The following is a 21,500-nucleotide window of genomic DNA, read 5'->3' as shown; positions in this document are numbered from 1 at the left end:
CGGCCTACGGTGGGGTCCATGCCGTGGCAGCGCACCCGACGACAGACCTTCGCGACGGATGCCGGTCGGCTGTGGTCCGTCGTCGGTGACCCTCGCCGGTGGGCGCAGTGGTGCGGCGCGATCGAGGAGGCACACGTCGACGGCGACGTCCGCGCCGGCGCGACGGGCGCCTACGCCCCCGCGGGGCCCTTCAGCGCGCTGCACCGCCGCACGGCGCCGCCCCTCAGGCTGGTCGAGGTCACCCCACCGGCGACGGCCGCCCCGGGCCGGCTGACCCTCGAGCAGCCGCTCCCGGGCGGCGCGATGCGCGTCGAGTGGGTCGTCGAGGCGGGGTCCGACGGCATGAGCTGCGCTCTGTCACAACGGATCTCGCTGACCGGGCCGGCGTCCCCACTCGTCGCACGGCTCGTCGCCGGGCCACTGTCGGACGGGTGGCCCGACGACCTCGCCCGGCTCGCGTCGCTCGTCGTCACGCCCCGGCCCGACGGCCTGGAGGTCGTCGTGGCGGGCGGGTCGGGCAGCCTCGGTCGCGCCCTCGCGGCCGACCTCGCCGCGCGCGGGCACGGGGTGGTCCTGCTCACCCGCCGCGCCGACGCGGGCGTCCCCCATCGCCAGGTGGAGTGGGACGGCGTCCAAGACGGGGCGTGGGAGCAGGTGCTCTCCGACCCGGCGCGGACGGCGGTCGTCAACCTCGCCGGGCGGCTCGTCGACGCCCGCCCGACGGCGGCGAACGTCGACGCCCTGCGCGAGTCGCGGGTGCTGCCGACGCGGGCCCTCGTGCGGGCGAGCGGGCGGCTGCCCGTGCCGGTCGCCCGGTGGGTGCAGGGGTCGACGACGGCGATCTGGTCGGACGCCGGCGAGACCCGCGTCACCGAGACGACCCCACTGCCGACCGGGCCCGCGGCGCTGCCGCAGATGACCGGGGTGGCCCGGCCCTGGGAGGCCGAGTCGGAGGGCGCGGCGGCGGCCCACCGGGTCGTGCTGCGCACCTCGATCGTGCTCCAGCCCGGCTCCCCGGCGCTGCGACGGCTGGAGACGCTGACACGGCTCGGCCTCGGCGGCCGGGTGGGGTCGGGACGTCAGTGGTTCAGCTGGGTCCACGTCGACGACTGGCTCGCGGTGGTCCGCGCCGCCCTCGGCCTCACGCCCGACGTCGTGCTGCCCGACGGGCCGCTCATCGCCTCGTCGCCGTCACCCGTGCGCAACGTCGACCTCATGCGTTCGCTGCGCCGACGACTCGGCCGTCCTCCGGCTCCGCCCACCCCGGAGCGGGCCGTCGCGGTGGGCTCCGTCGTGCTGCGCACCGACCCGGCCCTCGGCCTCACCGGTCGGCACTGCACGTCGTCGGTGCTGGCTGCGGCGGGGTTCCGGTTCGAGCACCCCGACCTCGACGAGGCGCTCGACGACCTGCTGCACTGACGACCGGCCCGGCCCCGGGGCCGCCGGCGCGCGCCGGGTCGAGGCGCACGGTGAGCAGCGGCAGGAAGAACTGCACGAGCGGTCCGATGCCGAACGCGTAGACGACGGTGCCGACACCGACCGGGCCACCGAGCAGCCAGCCGACCGCGAGCACGGAGACCTCGATGAGGGTGCGCACGAGGCGGATCGACCAGCCGGTGCGTCGCGCCAGGCCGGTCATGAGGCCGTCGCGGGGGCCCGGCCCGAGCTGGCTGCCGATGTAGAGGCCCCCGGCGACGGCGTTGAGCACGAGCCCGCCGACGAGCAGCAGCACCCGCACCCACAGCGACTCCGGCTGGGCCAGGAGGCTGAGGCCGGCGTCGGCGGCGAGGCCGACGACGACGACGTTGGCGACGGTGCCCAGGCCCGGCCACTGGCGCAGCGGCCACCAGAGCAGCAGCACGAGGGCTCCCACCGCGATGGTGACCTCGCCGAAGCTGAGGGGGACGCGGTCGGCGAGCCCGGCGTGGAAGACGTCCCACGGGTCGAGCCCGAACGCACCCCGGATCATCATCGCCATCGACACGCCGTAGAGGACGAGCCCGACGAGCAGCTGCGCGACGCGACGCGGCAGCCGCCCGGCGGTGAGCTGCTGGAGGGGCGTGAGGGGCAGGAGCGGGGCGGAGCGGGCCATGCCCCCATGGTGGCCCTGATTGGACCCTGATGACAGGTCCACCTGTGCGACAGTGGACCCATGCGTTCGCTGTCCGCCCGCTCGCTCGCCTCGCTGCTGGGCCCGGATGCCGCGTCCGGTCGACCGGCGTACCGCTCGCTTGCCACCGGGGTGCGCCGGCTCGTCTGCGACGGCCGCGTCCTCGTCGGCACCCGGCTGCCGAGCGAGCGCGCCCTCGTCACCGAGCTCGGCCTCAGCCGGACGACGGTCGGCGCCGCCCTCGACCTGCTGCGGGAGGAGGGCTTCGTCGAGACCCGGCGCGGCTCGGGCAGCGTCGTGGCGCTGCCGACCGGCCCCGACGGGCTGCACCTCTCGGGGGCCGGGCTCATCCCGACCGACGTACCGCCCGACGTCGTCGACCTCACCTACGCCGCCCTGCCGGCGGCGGCCGGGCTGTCGGCGGCCTACGAGCGGGCGCTGCTCGCGCTGCCGCGCCACCTCGCGACGGCCGGCTACCACCCGCAGGGCATCCCGGAGGCGCGCGTCGCCCTGGCGGCCTGGTTCGAGGGCCGCGGCCTGCCGACCGACCCGGCCCAGCTGGTCGTCACGTCCGGCGCGCACGCCGCCCTGTCGGCGACCCTGCGCGCGCTCCTCGAGACGGGCGACCGGGTGCTCGTCGAGTCACCGACCTACCCGAACGCCGTCGTCGGCAGCCGCCGCTCGGGGCTGCGGCCGGTGCCCTTCCCCGTCACCGACGACGGGTGGGACCTGGAGTCGCTCGAGATCGCGCTGCGCCAGAGCGGCGCCCGGCTCGCCTACCTCATCCCCGACTTCCAGAACCCGACCGGGCAGCTCATGGACGCGCCCACCCGTTCCCGGGTCGCCGAGCTGTTGCGCCGCTCGCGGTGCACGCCCGTCGTCGACGAGACGTTCGTCGAGCTCGGGCTCGACGCCGCTCCCCCGGCTCCCTTCGCGACCCACGCCGCCGGCACGCTCACCCTCGGCAGCGCGGCCAAGACGTGGTGGGGCGGTCTGCGGGTGGGGTGGGTGCGCACTCCCCGGGCCGTGACGGCATCCGTCGTCGAGGCCCGGCACAGCCTCGACCTCGGGACGGCGGTGCTCGAGCAGCTCGTCCTCGTCGAGCTGCTCACCGCCGCTCCCGCCCTGCTCGAGGATCGCCGCGCCGAGGCCCGCCGGCGCAGGGACGCCATGGTCGCGGCGCTGCGGCGGCACGTGCCCGACTGGCACTTCACGGTCCCGTCGGGTGGCCTCAACCTCTGGTGCGAGCTGCCCACGGACCGCAGCGAGCAGCTGGCGCGGGTCGGCGAGCGGGCCGGGGTCCGTCTGGCCCACGGCGGGCAGTTCGGGGTGCACGGCGGCCTCGGTCGGTACGTGCGGGTACCGTTCTGCGTCGCCGCCGACGAGGCCGACGAGGTGGGCCGCCGGCTCGCGACGGCGTGGCAGCTCGCCCTCGGCGCCGGGCCCGCCACCCCGGGCGCGGCGCCCCTCATCGCCTGACCGGTCCGCAACCCCGCCACGGCCCGGTTCCGGACGCCACCACCCGGCATCCCCCGTCCGGAGCTCCGCCACGGCCCGATCCCGGACACCCGACCCGGATGCCGGAACGCACCGTGCCCACCCGACCGGGAGGTCGGGCGGGCACGGGTCCGCAGGAGCGGACGGTCAGTCGCGGGTGAGCTTGCGGTAGGTCACCCGGTGCGGGCGGGCGGCGTCGGGGCCGAGCCGCTCGACCTTGTTCGCCTCGTACGCCTCGAAGTTGCCCTCGAACCAGTACCAGCTGGCCGGGTTCTCCTCGGTGCCCTCAAAGGCGAGGATGTGCGTCGCGACGCGGTCGAGGAACCACCGGTCGTGGGTGATGACGACGGCGCAGCCGGAGAACTCGAGCAGCGCGTTCTCGAGTGAGCCGAGGGTCTCGACGTCGAGGTCGTTGGTCGGCTCGTCGAGCAGCAGGAGGTTGCCGCCCTGCTTGAGGGTCAGCGCCAGGTTGAGGCGGTTGCGCTCCCCACCGGACAGGACGCCGGACGGCTTCTGCTGGTCGGGGCCCTTGAAGCCGAACTGCGAGACGTAGGCCCGCGAGGGGATCTCGACGTTGCCGACCTTCATGTGGTCGAGGCCGTCGGAGACGATCTCCCAGAGGTTCTTCTTCGGGTCCAGGCCCTCACGGCCCTGGTCGACGTAGGAGATCTTGACGGTCTCGCCGATCTTGACCTCGCCGGCGTCGGGCTGCTCGAAGCCGACGATCGTCTTGAACAACGTCGACTTGCCGACACCGTTGGGGCCGATGACCCCGACGATGCCGTTGCGCGGCAGCGAGAACGAGAGGTTGTCGATGAGGACGCGGTCGCCGAAGCCCTTCTTGAGGTTCTTGACCTCGATGACCGTCGAGCCGAGGCGCGGGCCCGGCGGGATCTGCAGCTCTTCGAAGTCGAGCTTGCGGGTGCGCTCGGCCTCGGCGGCCATCTCCTCGTAGCGGGCCAGACGCGCCTTGCTCTTGACCTGACGGCCCTTGGCGTTGCTGCGGACCCACTCGAGCTCGGTCTTGAGGCGCTTCGCGAGCTTGGCGTCCTTCTTGCCCTGGATCTGCAGTCGCTCGGACTTCTTCTCGAGGTACGTCGAGTAGTTGCCCTCGTAGGGGTAGAGCCGGCCACGGTCGACCTCGGCGATCCACTGCGCGACGTTGTCGAGGAAGTACCGGTCGTGGGTGACGGCGATGACGGCGCCCGGGTAGGTCTCGAGGTGCTGCTCGAGCCACAGCACCGACTCGGCGTCGAGGTGGTTGGTGGGCTCGTCGAGCAGCAGCAGGTCGGGCTTCTGCAGCAGCAGCTTGCACAGCGCGACGCGGCGACGCTCACCACCGGAGAGGTTGGTGACGGGCGAGTCGCCGGGCGGGCAGCGGAGCGCGTCCATCGCCTGCTCGAGCTGGCTCTCGAGGTCCCACGCGTCGGCGTGGTCGATGTCCTCCTGCAGCTTGCCCATCTCGGCGAGCAGGGCGTCATAGTCGGCGTCGGGCTCGCCCATCTCGACGGAGATGGCGTTGTAGCGGTCGACCTTCTCCTTGATCTCGCCGGCGCCCTCCTCGACGTTGCCGAGCACCGTCTTGTCCTCGTTGAGCGGGGGCTCCTGCAGCAGGATGCCGACCGTCGCCCCGGGTGCGAGGCGCGCCTCACCGTTCGACGGGGTGTCGAGACCGGCCATGATCTTGAGGATCGTGGACTTGCCGGCGCCGTTGGGGCCGACCATGCCGATCTTCGCGCCGGGGTAGAACGACATCGAGACGTCATCGAGGATGACCTTCTCGTTGTGCGCCTTGCGTGCGCGGGTCATGGTGTAGATGTACTCGGCCATGCTCGCAAGGCTATCGGCCGCCGACGCCGCCGCCGAATCGCCGGGGGCCCACCCCGGGCCGGTCCGTCCGGACCACCCGCGACGCGCTCAGGCCGACCGCTGGAGCACCTCGTAGTCGTCGGTCTCCGCGTCGTCGGGGACCCGGTCGGCCACCCGGTCAGCAGGGTGGTCGGGCTCGGACGTCGAGTCGTCGTCCGGGGCCGGGCGCGGCTCGTCGTGCACGACCCCGTCGGCGTCGACGTTCGCCGGCCGACACTCGGCCAGGTTCGTCATGGCCTCCGCGACCTCCGGCTCGACCATGCGGTCGTGGCCCAGCGCCGCCGCCCGGCTCAGGCGCGAGAACTGGGCCCGCCCCCACCCGAGGTCGTGGCCCACGTGGTCGGCGTCGACCTCGATGCTCTGCCGCGTCGTGCCGTCGGCGGCCTGCCACTCACGCGTCGAGAGCCGGCCCTCGACGATGACGGGCTGCCCCTTCTGCAGCGAGACGGTGACGTTGGCGCCGAGCGCGTTGAAGGCGATGACGCCGAAGTAGCTCGTGTCGCCGTCGACGAACCGGCCGTCGATCGTGCGCCGACGCGGCGTGCTCGCGATGCGGAAGGTGGTGAACACCCCGCCGGTGCGGGTCGTGCGCTCCACCGGCTCGGCCACGACGTTGCCGTGGACGGTCACCCTGATCTCGTTCATCTCGGCTGCTCCTGCCTGGTCCCGGGTGGCCCCGTGGCCACCGCTGGCACCAAGGCTCGGCGGACGAGCCGGCGAAGCCCAGCGCCCGTCGACGGTCTGTGGACGACGACCTCGCAGGGCGTGCGGTCGGCAGGGGGTGTGGACGAGGGCCCGCCACGAGAGCGCCACGTCGAGCGCGCGTGCCGGCGCCCCGGCATCCATGCGGTCCGGTGCCCTCTCGACAGGGGCTAAGCGCTCTTGACGGGGTCCACGCGCCCTCTCGACGGGTCAGGTGAGGGCCTCGTCGAGGCGCTCACGGGTCTCGCGGTGGCGGTCCAGCACCCGGGCCACCGGGGCGACGACGTGCTCGTCACCGACGCGGGCGACGGCCTCGTCGAGGCGACGGCCGACGACGGCCCGTCGCCGGCGGGCGCCCACCCTCGCGGCGGCGCGCGAGACCGCCCCGACGAGCAGGCCCAGCAGCACCCCGCCGACGAGCATGAGCGCCGGCACCGGCACGACCCCGACCGACGGCAGGTCGGGCCGCGGCAGGGCGAGCAGGCCGACGACCCACAGGGCGGCCAGCCAGAGCAGCCCGGCCACGGCGGCGAGGCCGAGCACCCACTGCAGCCCGTCGACGAGCAGCCACCACACCGGCCGGCGGGCCCGCAGCGAGGTGCCGAGCACCGCCTGGTCGAGCGCGTCGGCGATCGGAGGGTCCTGGGTGCCGACGGAGTCCTCGACCGCCTGCGCCCACCGCACCGGCAGTCCGTCGGCGGCTCCGCGCACAAAGGTGCGGGTGGCGACGTCGACCGCCGAGGTCGCCGACGCGCTCGGGGCCGGGATGGACGATCGGCCGAGCACCGCCCGCACGTCGCTGCCCTCGATGTCGACCGGCACCGCGTCACGCGTGCCGAGGCGGAGGCGTCGAAGCGGGTCGGCGGTGAGGCCCTTGGTCCACCTCGTGAAGGGCCAGCCGGTGTGGCCGAACGCCTCGCGCCGGTAGTCGCGGGCGACCGCGTCGAGCACGACCGGTACGCCGGCCGCCCGGGCGAGGGCGGCGTCGAGGTCGCGCCGTGGCAGCGCCTCGGCCCGGGGCTCGGAGTCGGCCACGTCGCGACGCAGGGCGCCGGCCGCGCCGACGACGTCCGACCGCAGCCGGTGCCGTGAGGCAGCCTGTCCCGCAACGATGTTGGCCAGCCGCTGCCGCAGCTCGGGCACCCCGGCACCGGTTGTCGCCGAGGCGGTGAGCACCGTCGGCGAGGCGACACCGTCGGCCTCGAGCAGCCGCGCGAGGTCGTCGCGCAGCGGCGCGACGACGCGCTCGGGCAGTCGGTCGACCTGGTTGAGCACGGCGAGCGTGACCGCCTCGTGCGACGACAGGGCCGAGACGAACTCGTCGTGCAGCCGGGCGTCGGCGTACTTCTGCGGGTCGGTGACCCACACGAAGACGTCGACGAGCTCGAGCACCCGCTCGGCCTCGCGGCGGTGCGCCGACTCGCGGGAGTCGAAGTCGGGCAGGTCGAGCAGCACGAGCCCGTCGAGGGTGCCCAGGAGGGCCTCGCCAGTGTCACGGCCCCCGTCACGGATGCCGTCCGGCCCGGTGGCGACGACGTGGCGGGCGGGCACGCCGAGCCAGTCGAGCAGCTCGGTCGCGTCGGACCCGTCGGCCGTCGCCCGGGCCCAGATCGCGGCGGTCGGCGTCGACGTCGTCGGCCGGCGGGCGCCGATGGTCGCGACGGGCTCGCCCACGAGGGCGTTGAAGAGGGACGACTTGCCGCTGCCGGTCGCACCGGCCAGTGCGACGACCGTGTGGTCGCCGGCGATCGTCGTGCGCCGGGCCGCCTTGTCGACGACACGTCGCGCCAGCTCGACCGAGGCCGGGTCGAGCTCGTCGGCGCCCCGGACGAGGGCGAGCGAGAGGGCTGCGCTGCGGCGGGCCACGTCGGCCGTGCTGACCGTCGCGACCTTCTCGCGTCCCATCCTGATCGGGCTCATCGTGTCGTCCTCGTGCGGCTGGGGGTCGGGCGGTCGGGGGTCCGTCGGTCGGAGGCGGGAGGGCGGTGGGCGCCGACGGCCGTCCCCGGCGGGCGGCGGGTCACCGCGCCTTCTCGAGGTCGCGTGCCGCGGCGGACAGCGCGGTCACCTGGGCCGGGTCGACCTCGAGCGCCGCGACCACGTCGTCGAACCGGTCGCGCTCGTCGTCGTAGAGACCGGCCACCCGCTCGAGCAGCAGCTCGCGGGCCCGCCGCGAGAGCTCACGGACCGCCTGGTCGCCGAAGACGGCCTCGAGCAGCTTCTGCCCGACCACGGCCGTGCCACCGGCGATCCCGACCTCGGCACCCGTGATACCGGCGGTGCTGGCGAAGGTGACGAGCATGAGCACGACACCGAGGCCGTTGACGCCGTAGGCCATGACGCGGGCGGTCGTGCGACGGTCCTTGCCCTCGCTGCGCACGAGGTCGAGGATGTCGCCCTGCCAGGCGCGCACGAGGCGCTCCACCCGGGCGCCGAGATCGGGGCTCGACCGCCCCAGCTCGGGGTGCGCGGTCACGAGAGCCCGCCCCGCGGCATCCGAACGCCATTGTCTCGCAGTGGTGCTCGCCGCCAGCTCGGCGCAGTTGAGCACGAGGGACTCGACGCCGCTCTGCAGCGCGTCGCCGAGGTTCTCGGTCTTGGGCGGCTCGCCGCGCACGAAGGCGGTGACCCGGTCGCGCAGCCGCGACACCGTCGACTCGACCTGCCGGAACAGCTCGCCCGTGCCGACGAACTCCTGCCACCGGGCGAGCACCTCACCGCGCAGCAGGCTGCCGTCGAGCATTCCGCGCTCGACCTGACCCTGCGCGCCGTCGTAGGCGTCGCGGGCCACCTCGGAGAGCTCGCCCACCGCCGCGGCCTGCGCCCGGGAGGCCTCGCCGAGGGTGTCGAGGCGTCGGCCGAGCGAGTCGACCGCGCCGGCGAGGGTCTGGCGCACGACGTCGGCCCGGGCGGCGGCGTCGCCGGCGAGGTCGCCGAGCCACGTGCGCAACGGCGCCACCTCCGCCTCCGGCAGCCGACCGTCCTTCAAGGACGACTCGACGACGGTGAACACCGGGGCCGATCCCAGCCCCTGGTCGCGCAGCATCTCGCCGAGGTGCTCACGGATGTCGGTGGCCGCCTCGGGCGGCACCCGGTCGAGCACGACGGCGACGGCGGTGCCCCGCTCGCCCGCCTCGCGCAGCAGGTCCCACGGCACGGCGTCGGCGTAGCGCGCCGCGGTGGTGACGAAGACCCAGAGGTCGGCGGCAGCGAGCAGCTGCACCGCGAGGTCGCGGTTGGACGCGACGACGCTGTCGATGTCGGGGGCGTCGACGAGGGCCAGCCCCGTCGGCACGGCGGCGGTCGCGACGAGCCGCAGCGAGCCGCCGCCGGCACCGCCCTCGCCGGAGGCCGAGCTCGAGCCCGCGCCCGCGCCCGCCGCTCCCGTGACCCGCGCGAGGCCGGGCAGCACCCGCTGGCCGGTGAACCACGTCGCGTCGTCGGGGTGGTGCACGAGCACCGGCGAGCGGGTCGTCGGACGCAGCACGCCGGGGACCGAGACCTCCTGCCCCACGACGGAGTTGACGAGGGTCGACTTGCCCGACCCCGTGGAGCCGCCGACCACCGCGAGCACCGGGGCGTCGAGCGAGGTGAGGCGCGGGATGACGTAGTCGTCGAGCTGGTCGAGCAGCCGGCTGCGGGTCAGCCGGGCGGCCTCGACCCCGGGCAGGTCGAGCGGCAGCGTCGCGGTCGCGACGGCCGACCGGACGGCGGTGACGGCAGCGAGCAGGCGGTCGCCCCCGCCGCGGCCCGTGCCCGTGGTCCCCCGCCCGTCGCTCACGGGCCAATCCTCGCGTCTGCGACCTTCCCTGCCAAACCCATCCCACGCGTGTGGCCCGTGCTTCTCGGCGCGCCCGGGCGCACGGCCGACGCCGTCGCCGCCCGAGCGCTCACGAGGGCTCGCGCGACTGCCACCAGCGCTCGAGCACCGTCGCCGGAGGCACGGCGGCCAGCCCGACCCCGGCGGGCAGCGACGTCGCCGGCTCCTGCACCGCCACGCCTCGGGCAGAGCGGTTCTCGTCACGGGTCGACCGCACCCACAGGCCGGGCACCCGCAGGGGCGCGCTGTCGACGATGCGCCGCAGCGTCGTCCCCGTCAGGACGGCCACGTCGGCGTCGACGATCCACCGCGCCCGACCCAGCACGTCGGCGGGGACGGGCCCCTCGTGCAGCCGCGGGTCCTCCAGCCCCTCGGGCACGGGGCCGTCGAGCCACACCCGCGCGTCGGTGCCGCGCAGCAGCGACTCGGCCGCGAGCGTCACCGCCACGTCCTCGGTGGTGCCAGTGGCGTCGGGGTCGTCTGTGACGTCGTGGCCTCCACGCCGCAGCCGCACGACGACGTCGGGGACCCGCCAGGTCAGGTGCTCCCCGCGCAGGTCGCGGTCGGGCACCCGGGAGGCGAGCGCGAGGGTCTCGCGGTTCTTCGCCTCCTGCCACCCCGTACGGGAGGGCAGGTCGGCGCCGTCGTGCCACACGACGGCCTCCTCGAGCCAGCGGGTGTCGGCGCCCGCCACGAGAGCGCGGTGGCCGAGGTCCCAGTCCTCGCCGCCGTAGCGGGTGAGGGACTCGTCGAAGCCGCCGATGCGGGTGAGCAGCGCGCGGTGCACGGTAAGGGTGGCGCTGATGACGAGCTGGTACGAGCGCGGGTCGTCGCGGGTCAGGCCGTCGGTGCGGGCGTAGGCGTCGAGCAGCCACTGCGGCTCGGGCAGCACGGTCGGCGCCGGCCCCGCACCGCGCAGCCAGGCGAGCGTCGCGTCGCCGGTGAGCCCGTCGAGCTCGGCGTGCAGCCGGTGGCCGACCGTCAGCGACCACTCCCCCGTCGTCGCCGCGAGCATGCGCTCGAGGTACTCCGGTGCCGGCACGCAGTCCTGGTCGACGAAGGCCACGACGTCACCACGCGAGGACCGGGCGCCGAGGTTGCGGGCGGCGGCGGCGCGGAAGCCGAGGTCGGGCTGGCTCACGACCCGCACCGCGTAGGCCCGTGGCGACACCGTGGGAGGCACGGCCGAGCCGTCGTCGGCGACGACGAGCTCGAAGCGGGAGGGGTCGAGCGTCTGGGCGTCGAGGCCGGCGACGAGGCGCTCGAGGTGGTCGGGCCGTTCGTAGTACGGCACGACGACGCTGACGTCGGGGGCGTCGTTCACAGCGACTCCAGCAGGTCCAGGTGCGCCTGCGCGCTCTCGCGCCACGACGGTCCGAGCACGACATCGGGCGCCAGCCACGTGAGCGACGGGTCGTCGAGGGCGGCGGCCGCGGCGGCGGCGAGGTCGTGGGTGACGGTCACGCTGCCCGGCATCCGTCGCGCCACCTCGCGCACGTAGGTGCCGTCGACGACGACAGGGCGCCGCCCTGCGGACAGCCACGAGTTGACCGAGCCGGATGCCGAGATGTGCCGGTGGGCGGCCACGGGGACGTCGACGGCGGCGAGGGCCTGCGCCATCGCGTCGTCGGGCAGGTAGCCGGTGACGCGGAAGGGGACGCCGCGAGCGGCGGCCCGCCGCTCGAGCTCGCGCAGGTGGTCGACGTGGTCGGCCACGACGTCGCCGACGTTGACGACGGCGGCGTCGACGCCGCGGTCGCGCAGGTCGCCGGCCGCGTCGACGACCTCGCCGAGGCCCTTGCCCGGGTGGACCCAGCCGAGCACCCCGAGCTCGACGCGCCCGCCCTCGGCGCGGGCCGCCTCGGGTCGGGCAGCACCCGTGGACGGGCCCGGTTCGACCGGCAGGGGCAGCACGGTGACGGGCGCCGCGGATGCCGGGTCGTCGAGGCACGCGCGCAGCAGCGCGGCCTCGTGGTCGCTCGAGACCACGACTGCCGTTGCGGCACAGGCGATCCGGGCGTAGGCGTCACGGCGGCGGCGCCACCTCGCCTGCCCCTCCTCGGGCTGCGGGACGTCGTGGAGCACGACGGCCACCCGCGACCGGCGGGCCAGCCGCTCGACCGCCTCGACGGCTTCGGCCGACGTGCCGAGCAGGTGGTCGGTCAGCGGCAGCAGCACCGCGTCGGCCGCCAGCGCGTCGAGCCCGAGACGGGCGGCGTCGGCGGCACCGTCCGCGCCGACCCGCTCGGTGACGGCGGCGAGCGCCGGGAGGGCGGCGGCGAGCCGCTCGGCGTGGATGACGACGCCGTGCGACGGGGCTCCGGCGACGACGTGGCGACGCACCACCGCACCGGGCGCGGCTGGGATCACGAGGCCACGCCGAGCAGCTCGAGCTGCTGCCCGGCCCGGGTCAGCAGGCGCTGCGCCACCTCGGGATGCGCCTCGTACCAGGCACGCTGGACCGACTCGACCTCGTCCGTCGTGACCGGCTCGCCACCGACGAGCCAGTGGTCGCGCGCGGCGCCGGCGTCGAGGCCGAGGGCGCGCAGAACGACGGGCTCGAGGGGCGCACGCACCCCGCCGAGCAGCACCCGACCGGGGTCGGCCGCGGTGACCGGCCAGCCGAGGGCCTCCTCGACCCGACGCGCGGCCCCGATGAGCACCGTGTTGCCCGGGTGGTTGGCCGTGTGGGCGGCGTCGACCCCGGCGGGCTCGGCGAGGTCGTGCACGCGCACGGCCCCGGCCCGCTGCTCTCGACGGTCGAGCTCGGCGAGCGACCACCGCGAGACGGCGCGCACGGCGTCCTCGGTCGTGTCCGGCACCGCGCGACCGAGCGCCCTCAGCAGCGTGCGCAGGTCGTGGTACGGCACGACGGGCGGGTCGCCGACGTCGGGGTCGGTGTAGACGGCCTGCCACGGGAACAGGCCCACCCACCGGAAGACGGGGAAGACGGCGACGCGTGCACCCGGGGCGGCCGCCGCGACCTCGGCGCTGCCGAGCGGCAGGTCGTGGTAGCCGTCGGCGATGGGCTGGGTGACGACGGTCGAGGCGTGGGCGAGCAGCCGCTGCAGCAGCGGCACCTCGTCGGGGGCGAGCTCGTGGACCGCAGGAATGCGGACGCTGACGCACGGTGCACCCTCGGCGCCCTGCAGCAGCACCCGCATCGACTCGGCCTGACAGTTGCCGTGCACGACGAGCAGCGGCCCCTCCGGCAGGGGCTTGAGCCCGTAGAACTCGCCGTAGTGCAGCGCCCGCGGTCGGTCGCGCGCCACCGCGGCGGCCTCCGGCACACCGTCGAGCACACCGTCGAGCGCACCGTCACCCACGCTGGCCTGCACGCCGTCCTCCTTCTCCGCGTCTCCGACGCCGGTCACGACGCCGCCCCCAGCCGCACGTAGAGCCGCTCGTGCCAGTCGGCCACCTCGCGCTGCTGACGCTCCCGGTCGGCGCGGTCGGCCTGCCACCGGGGCCGGTCGCGGTGCGCGTCGGCGAGGGCGGTCGCGATCTGGTCGACGTCGGGCTCGCCCTCGGTGGGCCAGTCGTAGGTCAGCGAGCGCTGTTGCTCCACCCAGCGGCCGGTCGTCGGGGCGAGGGCCGCGGTACCGAGGTCGTGGCACGCCTCGATCCAGCCCGAGTGGGTGCCGAAGGCGTACGGCATGACGGAGACGTCGAGCCCCTGGAGGTAGCGCCACAGCTCGTCGTCGGAGTGACGGTCGTGGCGCACGACCCGCAGCGGCCCGACACCGTCGCCCTCGTCGAGCAGCCGCGCGAGGGTCAGGTCGGTGCGGACGTGTCCTTCGCTCAGCACCTCGGGGTGCACGTGCACGGTGACCTGCGCACCGGGCAGGTCGGACGCGGCGGCGACGAGCGCCGACACGACCGGGGCGGCGACGACGTTGGCCCGCAGGCCCTTGAGGTGCAGCCCGACGACGAAGCGGTCGTCGCGTCGCTCGGCCCGCGAGCCGACCAGCTCGGCGGGGGCGACGTGCGGGTGGGCGACGACGTCGGGGCGCCGTCCCCAGCGCCGCTCGATGTCGTCGGCCGCACCCTCGGTCAGGGTGACGAGGGCGTCGGCGGCCGGCACGAGCACGTCGAGTCGGTCGAGGTGCTCACGCTGGTCGACGAAGTGCGGGTTGACGACGTCGTGCACCGTCAGCACGAGGGGGATGCCGGCCTGCCGCAGGGCGTCGACCCACGCCGTCAGCGCGGCCGGGGTCGAGGCGTCGAAGCCGAAGTGCAGGTGCACGACGTCGACCTCGTCCGCGTGGTCGCGCACCCACGAGGGATCGAGTGCCGGCGGGGGCCACCACTGGCCGGGGGCGCCGCCGGGCACGGGCGGGTCGGGCAGGTGCACGACCTCGGGCCGGATGCCGGGTCGCCCGGTCGCGCGGATCCGCTGGGTGTAGCTGTGGGCGCCGGGGATCGACAGCACCCTCACGGGCTGGTGGCGTCCGGACATGGGGCCTCCTGGTCGGGGACCCCCGTGCTGTACCCGATCCGGCGACACGGACACCGACGGCACGCACCGGCGTCCGGTCAGGCCCCGGCGCCCCCGGCAGGACTCGAACCTGCGACCAAGAGATTAGAAGGCTCTTGCTCTATCCGCTGAGCTACAGGGGCTCGCCCGCGGGCGGGTGGACACTGGGCGCGCGGACGGCCACGACCCCCGGCCACCACCCCCGGGCAGGGCCCAGCATAGGTGGGCTCAGGTGACGGGCGAACCGATGAAGTCGCGACGGTGGGCCGTGATCGCCTCGAGCAGCACGAGCTCGCGCTGGGCGGCATCCGGCTCGGCGGTGCCGTGCACGAGACGCGAGCGCAGCAGCGCGAGGTCGCTGGCGCTGTCCTGGAACGCGTCCATCGACCGCTTGGCCGGTGCCCCGCCGTTCGCGCGGGCCCAGGCGCGGGCAGAGTGGCGCAGCCTCAGGTGCGAGAGCATCTGCACCTCGGCGTGGGTCAGCCACCCCGCGTCGGCGTAGGGCGAGAGGTGCAGCCCGATGAGCCGGCCCTCGCGGCGGCGCAGCCAGAGCAGGAAGGCGATGAAGGCGACGAAGAGCGGCACCTGCACGGTGAGGTAGGCCTCGAGGAAGCCGTTCGTGCCGGCGAGCGCCGAGAGGTTCCACGTGCCGTGGAGCAGCATCGCGCAGACCCAGCCGACGGCGATGGTCGCGACGCGCAGCAGCGGGCGGCGCACCGCGACGGCGATCCCGATGCCGATGCCCGTCAGGGCCGTGAAGAGGGGGTGGCCGAAGGGCCCCATGAGGCAGCGGACGATGAAGACGCTCGTCAGCCCCTCGCTGCCGGCCTCCGTGTAGGCCTGGCCGATGTAGAGGATGTTCTCGCTGAAGGCGAAGCCGGCGCCGACGAGGCCGCCGTAGACGATGCCGTCGATGACCCCGTCGAACTCCTTGCGTCGCAGCAGGAAGACGAGCAGGACGCCGAGGCCCTTGAGGGTCTCCTCCGTGACGGGCGCGAGGTAGACGGCGCCGGTCTCGAGCGGGTCGCGCCAGCTGGCGTCGACGAGCAGCTGCAGCCCGAGGGTGTTGAGGAAGAACGCGCCGACGACCGCCACGAGGGCGCCCCAGAGGAAGGCGAAGACGAGGTAGCGGCTCGGCTCCGCCTCGAACCGGTCGAGCCAGAGGAAGGTCGGTACGACGACGAGCAGCGGCACGATCGCGACGAGGGCGGCCAGCACGATGGTCTGCGCGGTGAGGGCACGCCCGAGGATGCCGAGCAGGACGAGCAGGCAGACGAGGAACACCGAGCTGGCGACGCCGACGGTGAGCACGCGCCGCAGCAGCGGTCGCCGCGTCGGGTTGGCGACGGCGCTCCACCCGCCCGTCCCCTGCGTGCCGGGCGGGCCTGCGGCGCCACCGGATCCGGTCGTCGTGACGTCCCCTGAGCTCATGGCGTGAAGGCTAGTGCAGCGGGAGGCCTCGTCGCCGTGCCTCTATGGTGGGCCGATGAGCGATTCCAACGCACGGGCGCTGTCGGACCGCATCATCTGGATCGACTGCGAGATGACCGGCCTCGACCTCGGGGCCGACGCGCTCGTCGAGGTGGCCGCCCTCGTCACCGACTTCGAGCTCAACCAGCTCGGTGACGGGGTCGACGTCGTCGTGCGCCCGCCCGACGCCGCGCTCGAGCAGATGGACGACTTCGTCCGCACGATGCACACGACCTCCGGCCTCATCGAGGAGTTCGCGGGCGGCACGACCCTCGAGGAGGCCCAGGCCCGGGTGCTCGAGTACGTGCGCGAGTTCGTCCCCGAGCCGCGCAAGGCGCCGCTGGCGGGCAACACCGTCGGCACCGACCGCAACTTCCTCGCCCGCGACATGCCCGAGCTCGAGGCGCACCTGCACTACCGCATCATCGACGTCAGCTCGATCAAGGAGCTCTCGCGGCGCTGGTACCCCCGCGCCTACTTCAACTCCCCGAAGAAGTCCGGCGGTCACCGCGCGCTCGCCGACATCCGCGAGTCGATCGCCGAGCTGCGCTACTACCGCTCGGCGGTCTTCGTGCCGCAGCCCGGCCCCGACAGCGACACCGCCAAGGCCCTCGCCGCCCCGCACGTCATCGCGCCCGCAGCACCGACACCGCCCGCAGCACCCGCGGAGTAGGGCCCGAGCACCGCTGCCGGGCGTGGTCGTGACCACCCTCGGGCAGCCTGTACGATTGTCGACGCCGTACCGCGTGCCGAGCCCTCGGGCCCGGCATGTGCTGCGCATGGTGGGTGTAGCTCAGCTGGTAGAGCACCTGGTTGTGGTCCAGGTGGCCGCGGGTTCAAGTCCCGTCACTCACCCCAGACCGGCCCCGCACGCGATCCGCGTGCGGGGCCGTCCGCATCCCGGGAGCAGTCCGTGAGCGCCGTGTCGGAGTCCCGCCGCCATGGGTGAGACTGGGGTCATGCTCCTGGACAACAAGCGCGCCCAGAAGGTCGTCGTCGGCGTGGTCGTCGGCGTCATCGTCGTGAGCCTCGCGCTCTCGCTGCTCGTCGGAGGCATCCTCTGACGGCCCGGATCACCCTGCGGCCGACCGATTTTGGAGCGCCGCACCCCGGCTGCTAGTGTTTCCCCTCGTTGCGCGCCGTTAGCTCAATTGGCAGAGCAAGTGACTCTTAATCACTGGGTTCGGGGTTCGAGTCCCTGACGGCGCACCGATCACGACGAAGGCCCCCCGCTGCGGCGGGGGGCCTTCGTCGTTCCGTCTCGGCTCAGCAGCCGGATGCCGTGGGGCCGGGTCGGCGTGACCCGCCCACCGACCCGGCCGGCCGGCATTCGTCCCGTCGTCAGCGGCGCCGGCGCAGGACGACGCTGAGGGCGACGACGGCCACGACGGCGGCGGCCACCGCCGCCACGCGCTCGACGCGCAGCTCACCGTCGGGGGTCCGCGTGGCGCGGTCGAAGCGCAGCTTGAGCGACTGCATCTGGCGCTCGGCGATGACCTGCGGCTGCGCCCGGTATGCGAGCTCGTTGACGGTGCCCTCGAGCCTGCCCCGGGCGGCCTTGATCTGCGCCTCGATGGCCGCGGTGTCGCTCATGGGTGGTTCCTCTCGGTGGCGCCGGGTCCGGCGGGAGATGGGTCGGGGTGCGGGATCAGGGTGCGGGGTCGGGGGGGCCCGCCCGTACGCGCGGTGACGTACCCGCGCGCGGCGGCGACCCGGCATCCCCGACCCTACTGCGGGGCCTCCCCCGCCCGGCTCAGCTCGCGAGGCCGAGGTCGCGCCGCAGCTTGGCGACGTGACCGGTGGCTTTGACGTTGTACATCGCGTGGGTGACCGTGCCCTCCTCGTCGATGACGAAGGTCGAGCGCAGCACCCCCTCGACGGTCTTGCCGTAGAGCTTCTTCTCGCCCCAGGCGCCGTAGGCCCGGTGCGTCTCGAGCGACTCGTCGCTCAGCAGCGGGAAGGTGATCGAGTCGCGCTCGCGGAAGGTGGCGAGCTTGTCGGGAGCGTCCTTGCTGATGCCGACCACGGCGTACCCGTCGCGGGCGAGCGAGGCGATGCTCTCGCTGAAGTCGCACGCCTGGGTGGTGCAGCCCGGGGTCATCGCGGCCGGGTAGAAGTAGGCGATGAGCTTGCGCCCGGCGAAGTCGCCGAGGCTCACCTGCTTGCCCTCGTCGTCGGTGAGGGTGAACGCGGGGGCCGGGTCACCGGGCTCGAGACGGTCGGTCATCACTGCTCCTTCGCAGGTCGGGCGGTTCGGTCAGGTGCGTGCATCGGACCGGTCGGTGCGGACGGCGGGACTCGAACCCGCACACCTAGGGCACAGGAACCTAAATCCTGCGTGTCTACCAGTTCCACCACGTCCGCTCGCGGCTGCGGGCCCACTCTAGTGAGACCGCCACGGCGTCCGGATGCCGTGTCCGTCAGGGCACTCCGGCCGGAGTGCGCGTCAGTCGACCCGCACCGTGACGGTGTGGATGCCGGTGGCCCCGTCGGGCGCGGGCGGCGCGTCGTAGGGCGTCTGGACCTCACCGGTGGTGTCGTACGCGCGCACGCGCAGGTCGTGGCTGCCGGAGGTGGCGTCCCACTCGTAGACCCACTGGCGCCAGGCGTCGACCGTGGCGTCGACCGCGAGCCGCGCCTGCGTCCAGGGCCCGTCGTCGACCTGCACCTCGACCTTGCTGATGCCGCGGTGCTGGGCCCAGGCCACGCCGGCGACGGCGACCTTGCCGGCCGGGACGCTCGCGCCCGCCTTCGGCACGTCGACGCGTGACTCGGTCTTGACGGGACCGAGGGGCGCCCAGCCGCGCGGGGTCCAGTAGCCCTGGTCGGCGTCGAACGTCGTGACCTTGAGCTCGGTGACCCACTTCGTCGCCGAGACGTAGCCGTAGAGGCCGGGCACGACGACGCGCACCGGGAAGCCGTGCTCGAAGGGCAGCGGCTCGCCGTTCATGCGGGTCGCGAGCAGGGCGTTGCGGTCGTCGGTGAGCGTGGTGAGCGGGGTGCCGCACGTCCAGCCGTCGACGCTCGTCTGCAGCACCATGTCGGCGCCCGCCTTGGGGCCGGCCATCGCGAGCAGCTCGCGCACCGGCCAGCCGGTCCACACGGCGTTGCCGGTGAGGTCGCCGCCGACCTCGTTCGACACGCACATGAGGGTGATCATGGCCTCCTGCTGCTCCTTGCCCTGCAGCGTCGCCCAGTCGATCTCGACCTCACGCTCGACCATGCCGGTGACCTTGAGCTTCCAGGTCGCGGCGTCGACGCGCGGCACGACGATGGCGGTGTCGATGCGGTAGAAGTCGTCGTTGGGGACGATGAACGGCACGGCGCCGGGGATCCTCAGGTCGGCGCCGGCGGGCACGACGAGCGAGCCGGCCGTCGTCGCGGGCGCGGCGGCCACCGCCTCGCGGGAGGCGGTCGCGGCGGACGAGCCACCGCCGATGAAACCCCCGGCCCAGGCGGCGAGCAGGCCGACGCCACCACCGAGCAGCCAGCGCCGGCCGGGGTCGTCGGCCGTGTCCCCCCGCAGGTGGTCGGGCGCGACCAGGCCGCCGAGCGCGGAGCGGCGCAGGAACCACAGGCCGAGCACCGTGCCGACGAGCACCGGCAGGACGTCGAGCGGCGCCGACCCGGGTCGGGACAGCACCGCGGCACCACCCACGGCCCCGACGACGGCGTACGCGAGCAGACCGACCGGCATCCGACGACGGGTGAGCACGCCGATCGCCGCGCACAGCAGCGTCAGCACGATGACGGTGCCGACGAGCAGGGCCCGCTTGTCGTTCGTGCCGAACGTCGAGATGGCGAAGTCCTTGAGCCACGGCGGGGTCCGGTCGATGAAGGCCTCGCTCACGGCCGCCACGGGCGCGGGCTGGCCGCCGGCGAGGCCCATCGCCACGAGCACCGACGCGAGCAGCGTGCCGACGCCGACCGTGAGCAGCCCCGCGACGATGCCGTCGAGGGCACCGAACCACCACGGCGAACGCGACGCGCCCGTCGCCCCCGTGGCGTCGTCGGGGTGACCCGGCGGGTTCGTGGGGTCCGAGGGGTCGGACGGGTGCTCGGTCGGTGTCGTGAGGGTCATGGCGAGAGCAGCTCCTTGAGGTGCGGCACGAGGGCCCGGAAGGCGAGGGCCCGGTGCGAGGCGTCGTTCTTCTCCTGCGCGGTGAACTCGGCGAGGGTCAGTTCGCCGCCGACGGCGCGCCCGGATGGGCCGCGGACCGGCTGCTCGGAGGGCACGAAGACCGGGTCGTAGCCGAAGCCGCCGTCGCCCCGGGGGCCGCGGGCGACGTGGCCCGGGTAGCGACGGGTCTCGACGACGGACCGGCCGTCGGGCAGCACGAGGGCGGCGGCGCACACGAAGGCGGCGCCACGGTGCTCGTCGCGCACGTCGCCGAGCTGGGCCAGCAGCAGCTCGGTGTTGGCGAGGTCGCCGCGACCGCCGGACCACCGGGCGCTGAAGATGCCGGGCGAGCCGCCCATGACGTCGACGGCGAGACCGGAGTCGTCGGCAACCGCCGGCAGCCCCGTCGCCCGCACCGCCGACGTGGCCTTGAGCAGCGCGTTCTGCTCGAAGGTGACGCCGTCCTCGACGACGTCGGGCGCGTCGGGGTGGGCGTCGAGGCCGACGATGGTCAGGTCGAGCTCGCCCGCGACGTCGGCGAGGATGACGCGCAGCTCGGTCACCTTGTGGCCGTTGCGGGTGGCGAGGACGACGTCGGTCACGCGCCCGCCCCCTCGCCGGCGAGCGCCTGCTGCTGGCGGACGGTGAGGTCGGCGCAGCCGGTCGTGGCGAGGTCGAGCAGCCGCCCGAGCAGCTCGCGGTCGAAGGGCTCGCCCTCGGCGGTCCCCTGCACCTCGACGAAGCGGCCGTCGCCGGTCATGACGACGTTCATGTCGGTCTCGGCGGTGGAGTCCTCGGGGTAGTCGAGGTCGAGCACCGCGCGGCCCTTGACGACGCCGACGCTGACGGCGGCCACCGAGCCCGTGAGCGGCCGGGCCTTGCGGGCGACGAGGCCCTTGGCGCGGGCGTCCTCGATGGCGTCGGCGAGGGCGACGTAGGCGCCGGTGATGGCCGCGGTGCGGGTGCCGCCGTCGGCCTGCAGCACGTCGCAGTCGATCACGACGGTGTTCTCGCCGAGCGCCTTGGTGTCGATGACGGCGCGCAGGCTGCGCCCGATGAGGCGGCTGATCTCGTGGGTGCGCCCGCCGATGCGTCCCTTGACGCTCTCACGGTCGGAGCGGGTGTTCGTCGCCCGGGGCAGCATCGCGTACTCGGCCGTCACCCAGCCGGTGCCGCGGCCCTTGAGCCAGCGCGGGACGCCCTCGGTGAACGAGGCGGCGCACAGCACGCGGGTGCGCCCGAACTCGACGAGCACGCTGCCCTCGGCGTGGTCGAGCCAGTTGCGGGTGATGCGCACCTCGCGGGTCTGGTCGACCCGCCGGCCGTCGTGGCGCGGGGTCGTGTCGGTGGTGTCACCGGAGTCTGAGGTGACGGCGGAGGTGGCGGCGGGCGGCTGCTCGGTCATGCCGTCGAGGCTAGCCATGCCTCCACGGTA

Annotated in this window: 18 protein-coding genes and 4 tRNA genes; 5 read left to right on the top strand and 17 right to left on the bottom strand. The window is 74.5% G+C overall.

Translation table 11 applies throughout. The features are described from left to right. Positions 1–18 precede the first annotated feature (18 nt). Positions 19–1,419 (top strand): DUF1731 domain-containing protein, encoded by a 1,401-nt coding sequence (locus DFJ68_RS02135; protein WP_121030632.1) that lies wholly within the window; start codon positions 19–21, stop codon positions 1,417–1,419. Here DFJ68_RS02135 and yczE read toward each other — a convergent pair. Then, positions 1,322–2,092: a membrane protein YczE gene (gene yczE / locus DFJ68_RS02130; protein ID WP_245963398.1), complete on the bottom strand. Its 771-nt coding sequence runs from the start codon at positions 2,090–2,092 to the stop codon at positions 1,322–1,324. The genes DFJ68_RS02135 and yczE overlap by 98 nt on opposite strands. 60 nt (positions 2,093–2,152) lie before the next feature. Here yczE and yczR point away from each other — a divergent pair, with 60 nt between their 5' ends. Beyond that, complete coding sequence (gene yczR / locus DFJ68_RS02125; RefSeq protein ID WP_121030630.1) at positions 2,153–3,589, top strand: MocR-like transcription factor YczR; 1,437 nt, start codon at positions 2,153–2,155, stop codon at positions 3,587–3,589. Positions 3,590–3,754: 165 nt separating this feature from the next. Here the strand turns inward: yczR and ettA are convergent, their stop codons facing one another. The 10 genes from ettA to DFJ68_RS02075 form a co-directional block, all read right to left on the bottom strand. Further along, positions 3,755–5,437, bottom strand: a complete 1,683-nt coding sequence (ettA, locus tag DFJ68_RS02120) for an energy-dependent translational throttle protein EttA (protein ID WP_121030628.1) — start codon at positions 5,435–5,437, stop codon at positions 3,755–3,757. Positions 5,438–5,524: 87 nt separating this feature from the next. After that, entirely contained in the window at positions 5,525–6,121 is a 597-nt protein-coding gene (gene ssb / locus DFJ68_RS02115) for a single-stranded DNA-binding protein (RefSeq protein WP_121030626.1), read from the bottom strand. A 267-nt stretch (positions 6,122–6,388) separates the two neighbouring features. After that, the gene (locus tag DFJ68_RS02110; RefSeq protein ID WP_121030624.1) at positions 6,389–8,098 is read right to left on the bottom strand and encodes a GTPase; all 1,710 of its coding nucleotides are present in this window, start codon (positions 8,096–8,098) and stop codon (positions 6,389–6,391) included. A gap of 100 nt (positions 8,099–8,198) precedes the next feature. Then, complete coding sequence (locus DFJ68_RS02105) at positions 8,199–9,959, bottom strand: dynamin family protein (protein WP_121030622.1); 1,761 nt, start codon at positions 9,957–9,959, stop codon at positions 8,199–8,201. A gap of 109 nt (positions 9,960–10,068) precedes the next feature. Continuing rightward, positions 10,069–11,322, bottom strand: a complete 1,254-nt coding sequence (locus DFJ68_RS02100) for a glycosyltransferase family 2 protein (RefSeq protein ID WP_170165685.1) — start codon at positions 11,320–11,322, stop codon at positions 10,069–10,071. After that, complete coding sequence (locus tag DFJ68_RS18195) at positions 11,319–12,368, bottom strand: glycosyltransferase family protein (RefSeq protein ID WP_170165684.1); 1,050 nt, start codon at positions 12,366–12,368, stop codon at positions 11,319–11,321. The genes DFJ68_RS02100 and DFJ68_RS18195 overlap by 4 nt, the downstream gene beginning before the upstream one ends. After that, a complete protein-coding gene (locus tag DFJ68_RS02090) occupies positions 12,365–13,372 on the bottom strand; it encodes a WcbI family polysaccharide biosynthesis putative acetyltransferase (protein WP_121030620.1) in 1,008 nt (335 codons plus the stop codon). The genes DFJ68_RS18195 and DFJ68_RS02090 overlap by 4 nt, the downstream gene beginning before the upstream one ends. Continuing rightward, entirely contained in the window at positions 13,369–14,457 is a 1,089-nt protein-coding gene (locus DFJ68_RS02085) for a glycosyltransferase (protein ID WP_121030619.1), read from the bottom strand. The genes DFJ68_RS02090 and DFJ68_RS02085 overlap by 4 nt, the downstream gene beginning before the upstream one ends. A gap of 88 nt (positions 14,458–14,545) precedes the next feature. After that, positions 14,546–14,618 (bottom strand) — tRNA-Arg (locus DFJ68_RS02080). A gap of 85 nt (positions 14,619–14,703) precedes the next feature. After that, the gene (locus tag DFJ68_RS02075; protein WP_245963397.1) at positions 14,704–15,906 is read right to left on the bottom strand and encodes a PrsW family intramembrane metalloprotease; all 1,203 of its coding nucleotides are present in this window, start codon (positions 15,904–15,906) and stop codon (positions 14,704–14,706) included. 55 nt (positions 15,907–15,961) lie between these two features. Here DFJ68_RS02075 and orn point away from each other — a divergent pair, with 55 nt between their 5' ends. The 3 genes from orn (at position 15,962) to DFJ68_RS02060 (ending at position 17,154) form a co-directional block, all read left to right on the top strand. Then, positions 15,962–16,618, top strand: coding sequence for an oligoribonuclease (gene orn, locus DFJ68_RS02070; RefSeq protein WP_211333250.1), 657 nt, complete (start codon positions 15,962–15,964; stop codon positions 16,616–16,618). A gap of 109 nt (positions 16,619–16,727) precedes the next feature. Beyond that, positions 16,728–16,803, top strand: a tRNA-His gene (locus DFJ68_RS02065). A gap of 278 nt (positions 16,804–17,081) precedes the next feature. After that, a tRNA-Lys gene (locus DFJ68_RS02060) sits at positions 17,082–17,154 on the top strand. A 132-nt stretch (positions 17,155–17,286) separates the two neighbouring features. On the opposite strand, the gene DFJ68_RS02055 is transcribed toward DFJ68_RS02060, so the two are convergent. The 6 genes from DFJ68_RS02055 to rph form a co-directional block, all read right to left on the bottom strand. After that, positions 17,287–17,538 carry a DUF3618 domain-containing protein gene (locus DFJ68_RS02055; protein ID WP_121030617.1) on the bottom strand — a complete coding sequence of 84 codons (252 nt, stop codon included), beginning with the start codon at positions 17,536–17,538 and terminating at the stop codon, positions 17,287–17,289. Between the two features lie 160 nt (positions 17,539–17,698). Next, positions 17,699–18,172, bottom strand: a complete 474-nt coding sequence (bcp, locus tag DFJ68_RS02050; protein WP_121030615.1) for a thioredoxin-dependent thiol peroxidase — start codon at positions 18,170–18,172, stop codon at positions 17,699–17,701. Positions 18,173–18,228: 56 nt separating this feature from the next. After that, positions 18,229–18,309 (bottom strand) — tRNA-Leu (locus DFJ68_RS02045). A gap of 82 nt (positions 18,310–18,391) precedes the next feature. Beyond that, positions 18,392–20,026 carry a molybdopterin-dependent oxidoreductase gene (locus tag DFJ68_RS02040; RefSeq protein WP_121030613.1) on the bottom strand — a complete coding sequence of 545 codons (1,635 nt, stop codon included), beginning with the start codon at positions 20,024–20,026 and terminating at the stop codon, positions 18,392–18,394. Continuing rightward, positions 20,023–20,667 (bottom strand): non-canonical purine NTP pyrophosphatase, encoded by a 645-nt coding sequence (locus DFJ68_RS02035; RefSeq protein ID WP_121030611.1) that lies wholly within the window; start codon positions 20,665–20,667, stop codon positions 20,023–20,025. Before DFJ68_RS02035 ends, DFJ68_RS02040 begins: the two co-directional genes overlap by 4 nt. After that, on the bottom strand, positions 20,664–21,470 hold the full coding sequence (gene rph, locus DFJ68_RS02030) for a ribonuclease PH (RefSeq protein WP_121034988.1): 807 nt from the start codon (positions 21,468–21,470) through the stop codon (positions 20,664–20,666). Before rph ends, DFJ68_RS02035 begins: the two co-directional genes overlap by 4 nt. Positions 21,471–21,500 lie beyond the last annotated feature (30 nt).

This window comes from Terracoccus luteus (genome assembly GCF_003635045.1).
Taxonomy (GTDB): Bacteria; Actinomycetota; Actinomycetes; order Actinomycetales; family Dermatophilaceae; genus Terracoccus; species Terracoccus luteus.
Note: the sequence above shows the minus strand (reverse complement) of the source record. Positions and strands in the feature narration are given on the sequence as shown.

Excerpts from the sequence above, each read along its gene's own strand:
- DFJ68_RS02135 (WP_121030632.1), top strand. The coding sequence starts at position 19 with ATGCCGTGGCAGCGCACCCGACGACAGACCTTCGCGACGGATGCCGGT.
- yczE (WP_245963398.1), bottom strand. The coding sequence starts at position 2,092 with ATGGCCCGCTCCGCCCCGCTCCTGCCCCTCACGCCCCTCCAGCAGCTC.
- yczR (WP_121030630.1), top strand. The coding sequence starts at position 2,153 with ATGCGTTCGCTGTCCGCCCGCTCGCTCGCCTCGCTGCTGGGCCCGGAT.
- ettA (WP_121030628.1), bottom strand. The coding sequence starts at position 5,437 with ATGGCCGAGTACATCTACACCATGACCCGCGCACGCAAGGCGCACAAC.
- ssb (WP_121030626.1), bottom strand. The coding sequence starts at position 6,121 with ATGAACGAGATCAGGGTGACCGTCCACGGCAACGTCGTGGCCGAGCCG.
- DFJ68_RS02110 (WP_121030624.1), bottom strand. The coding sequence starts at position 8,098 with ATGAGCCCGATCAGGATGGGACGCGAGAAGGTCGCGACGGTCAGCACG.
- DFJ68_RS02085 (WP_121030619.1), bottom strand. The coding sequence starts at position 14,457 with ATGTCCGGACGCCACCAGCCCGTGAGGGTGCTGTCGATCCCCGGCGCC.
- DFJ68_RS02075 (WP_245963397.1), bottom strand. The coding sequence starts at position 15,906 with ATGAGCTCAGGGGACGTCACGACGACCGGATCCGGTGGCGCCGCAGGC.
- orn (WP_211333250.1), top strand. The coding sequence starts at position 15,962 with ATGAGCGATTCCAACGCACGGGCGCTGTCGGACCGCATCATCTGGATC.
- DFJ68_RS02055 (WP_121030617.1), bottom strand. The coding sequence starts at position 17,538 with ATGAGCGACACCGCGGCCATCGAGGCGCAGATCAAGGCCGCCCGGGGC.
- bcp (WP_121030615.1), bottom strand. The coding sequence starts at position 18,172 with ATGACCGACCGTCTCGAGCCCGGTGACCCGGCCCCCGCGTTCACCCTC.
- DFJ68_RS02040 (WP_121030613.1), bottom strand. The coding sequence starts at position 20,026 with ATGACCCTCACGACACCGACCGAGCACCCGTCCGACCCCTCGGACCCC.
- rph (WP_121034988.1), bottom strand. The coding sequence starts at position 21,470 with ATGACCGAGCAGCCGCCCGCCGCCACCTCCGCCGTCACCTCAGACTCC.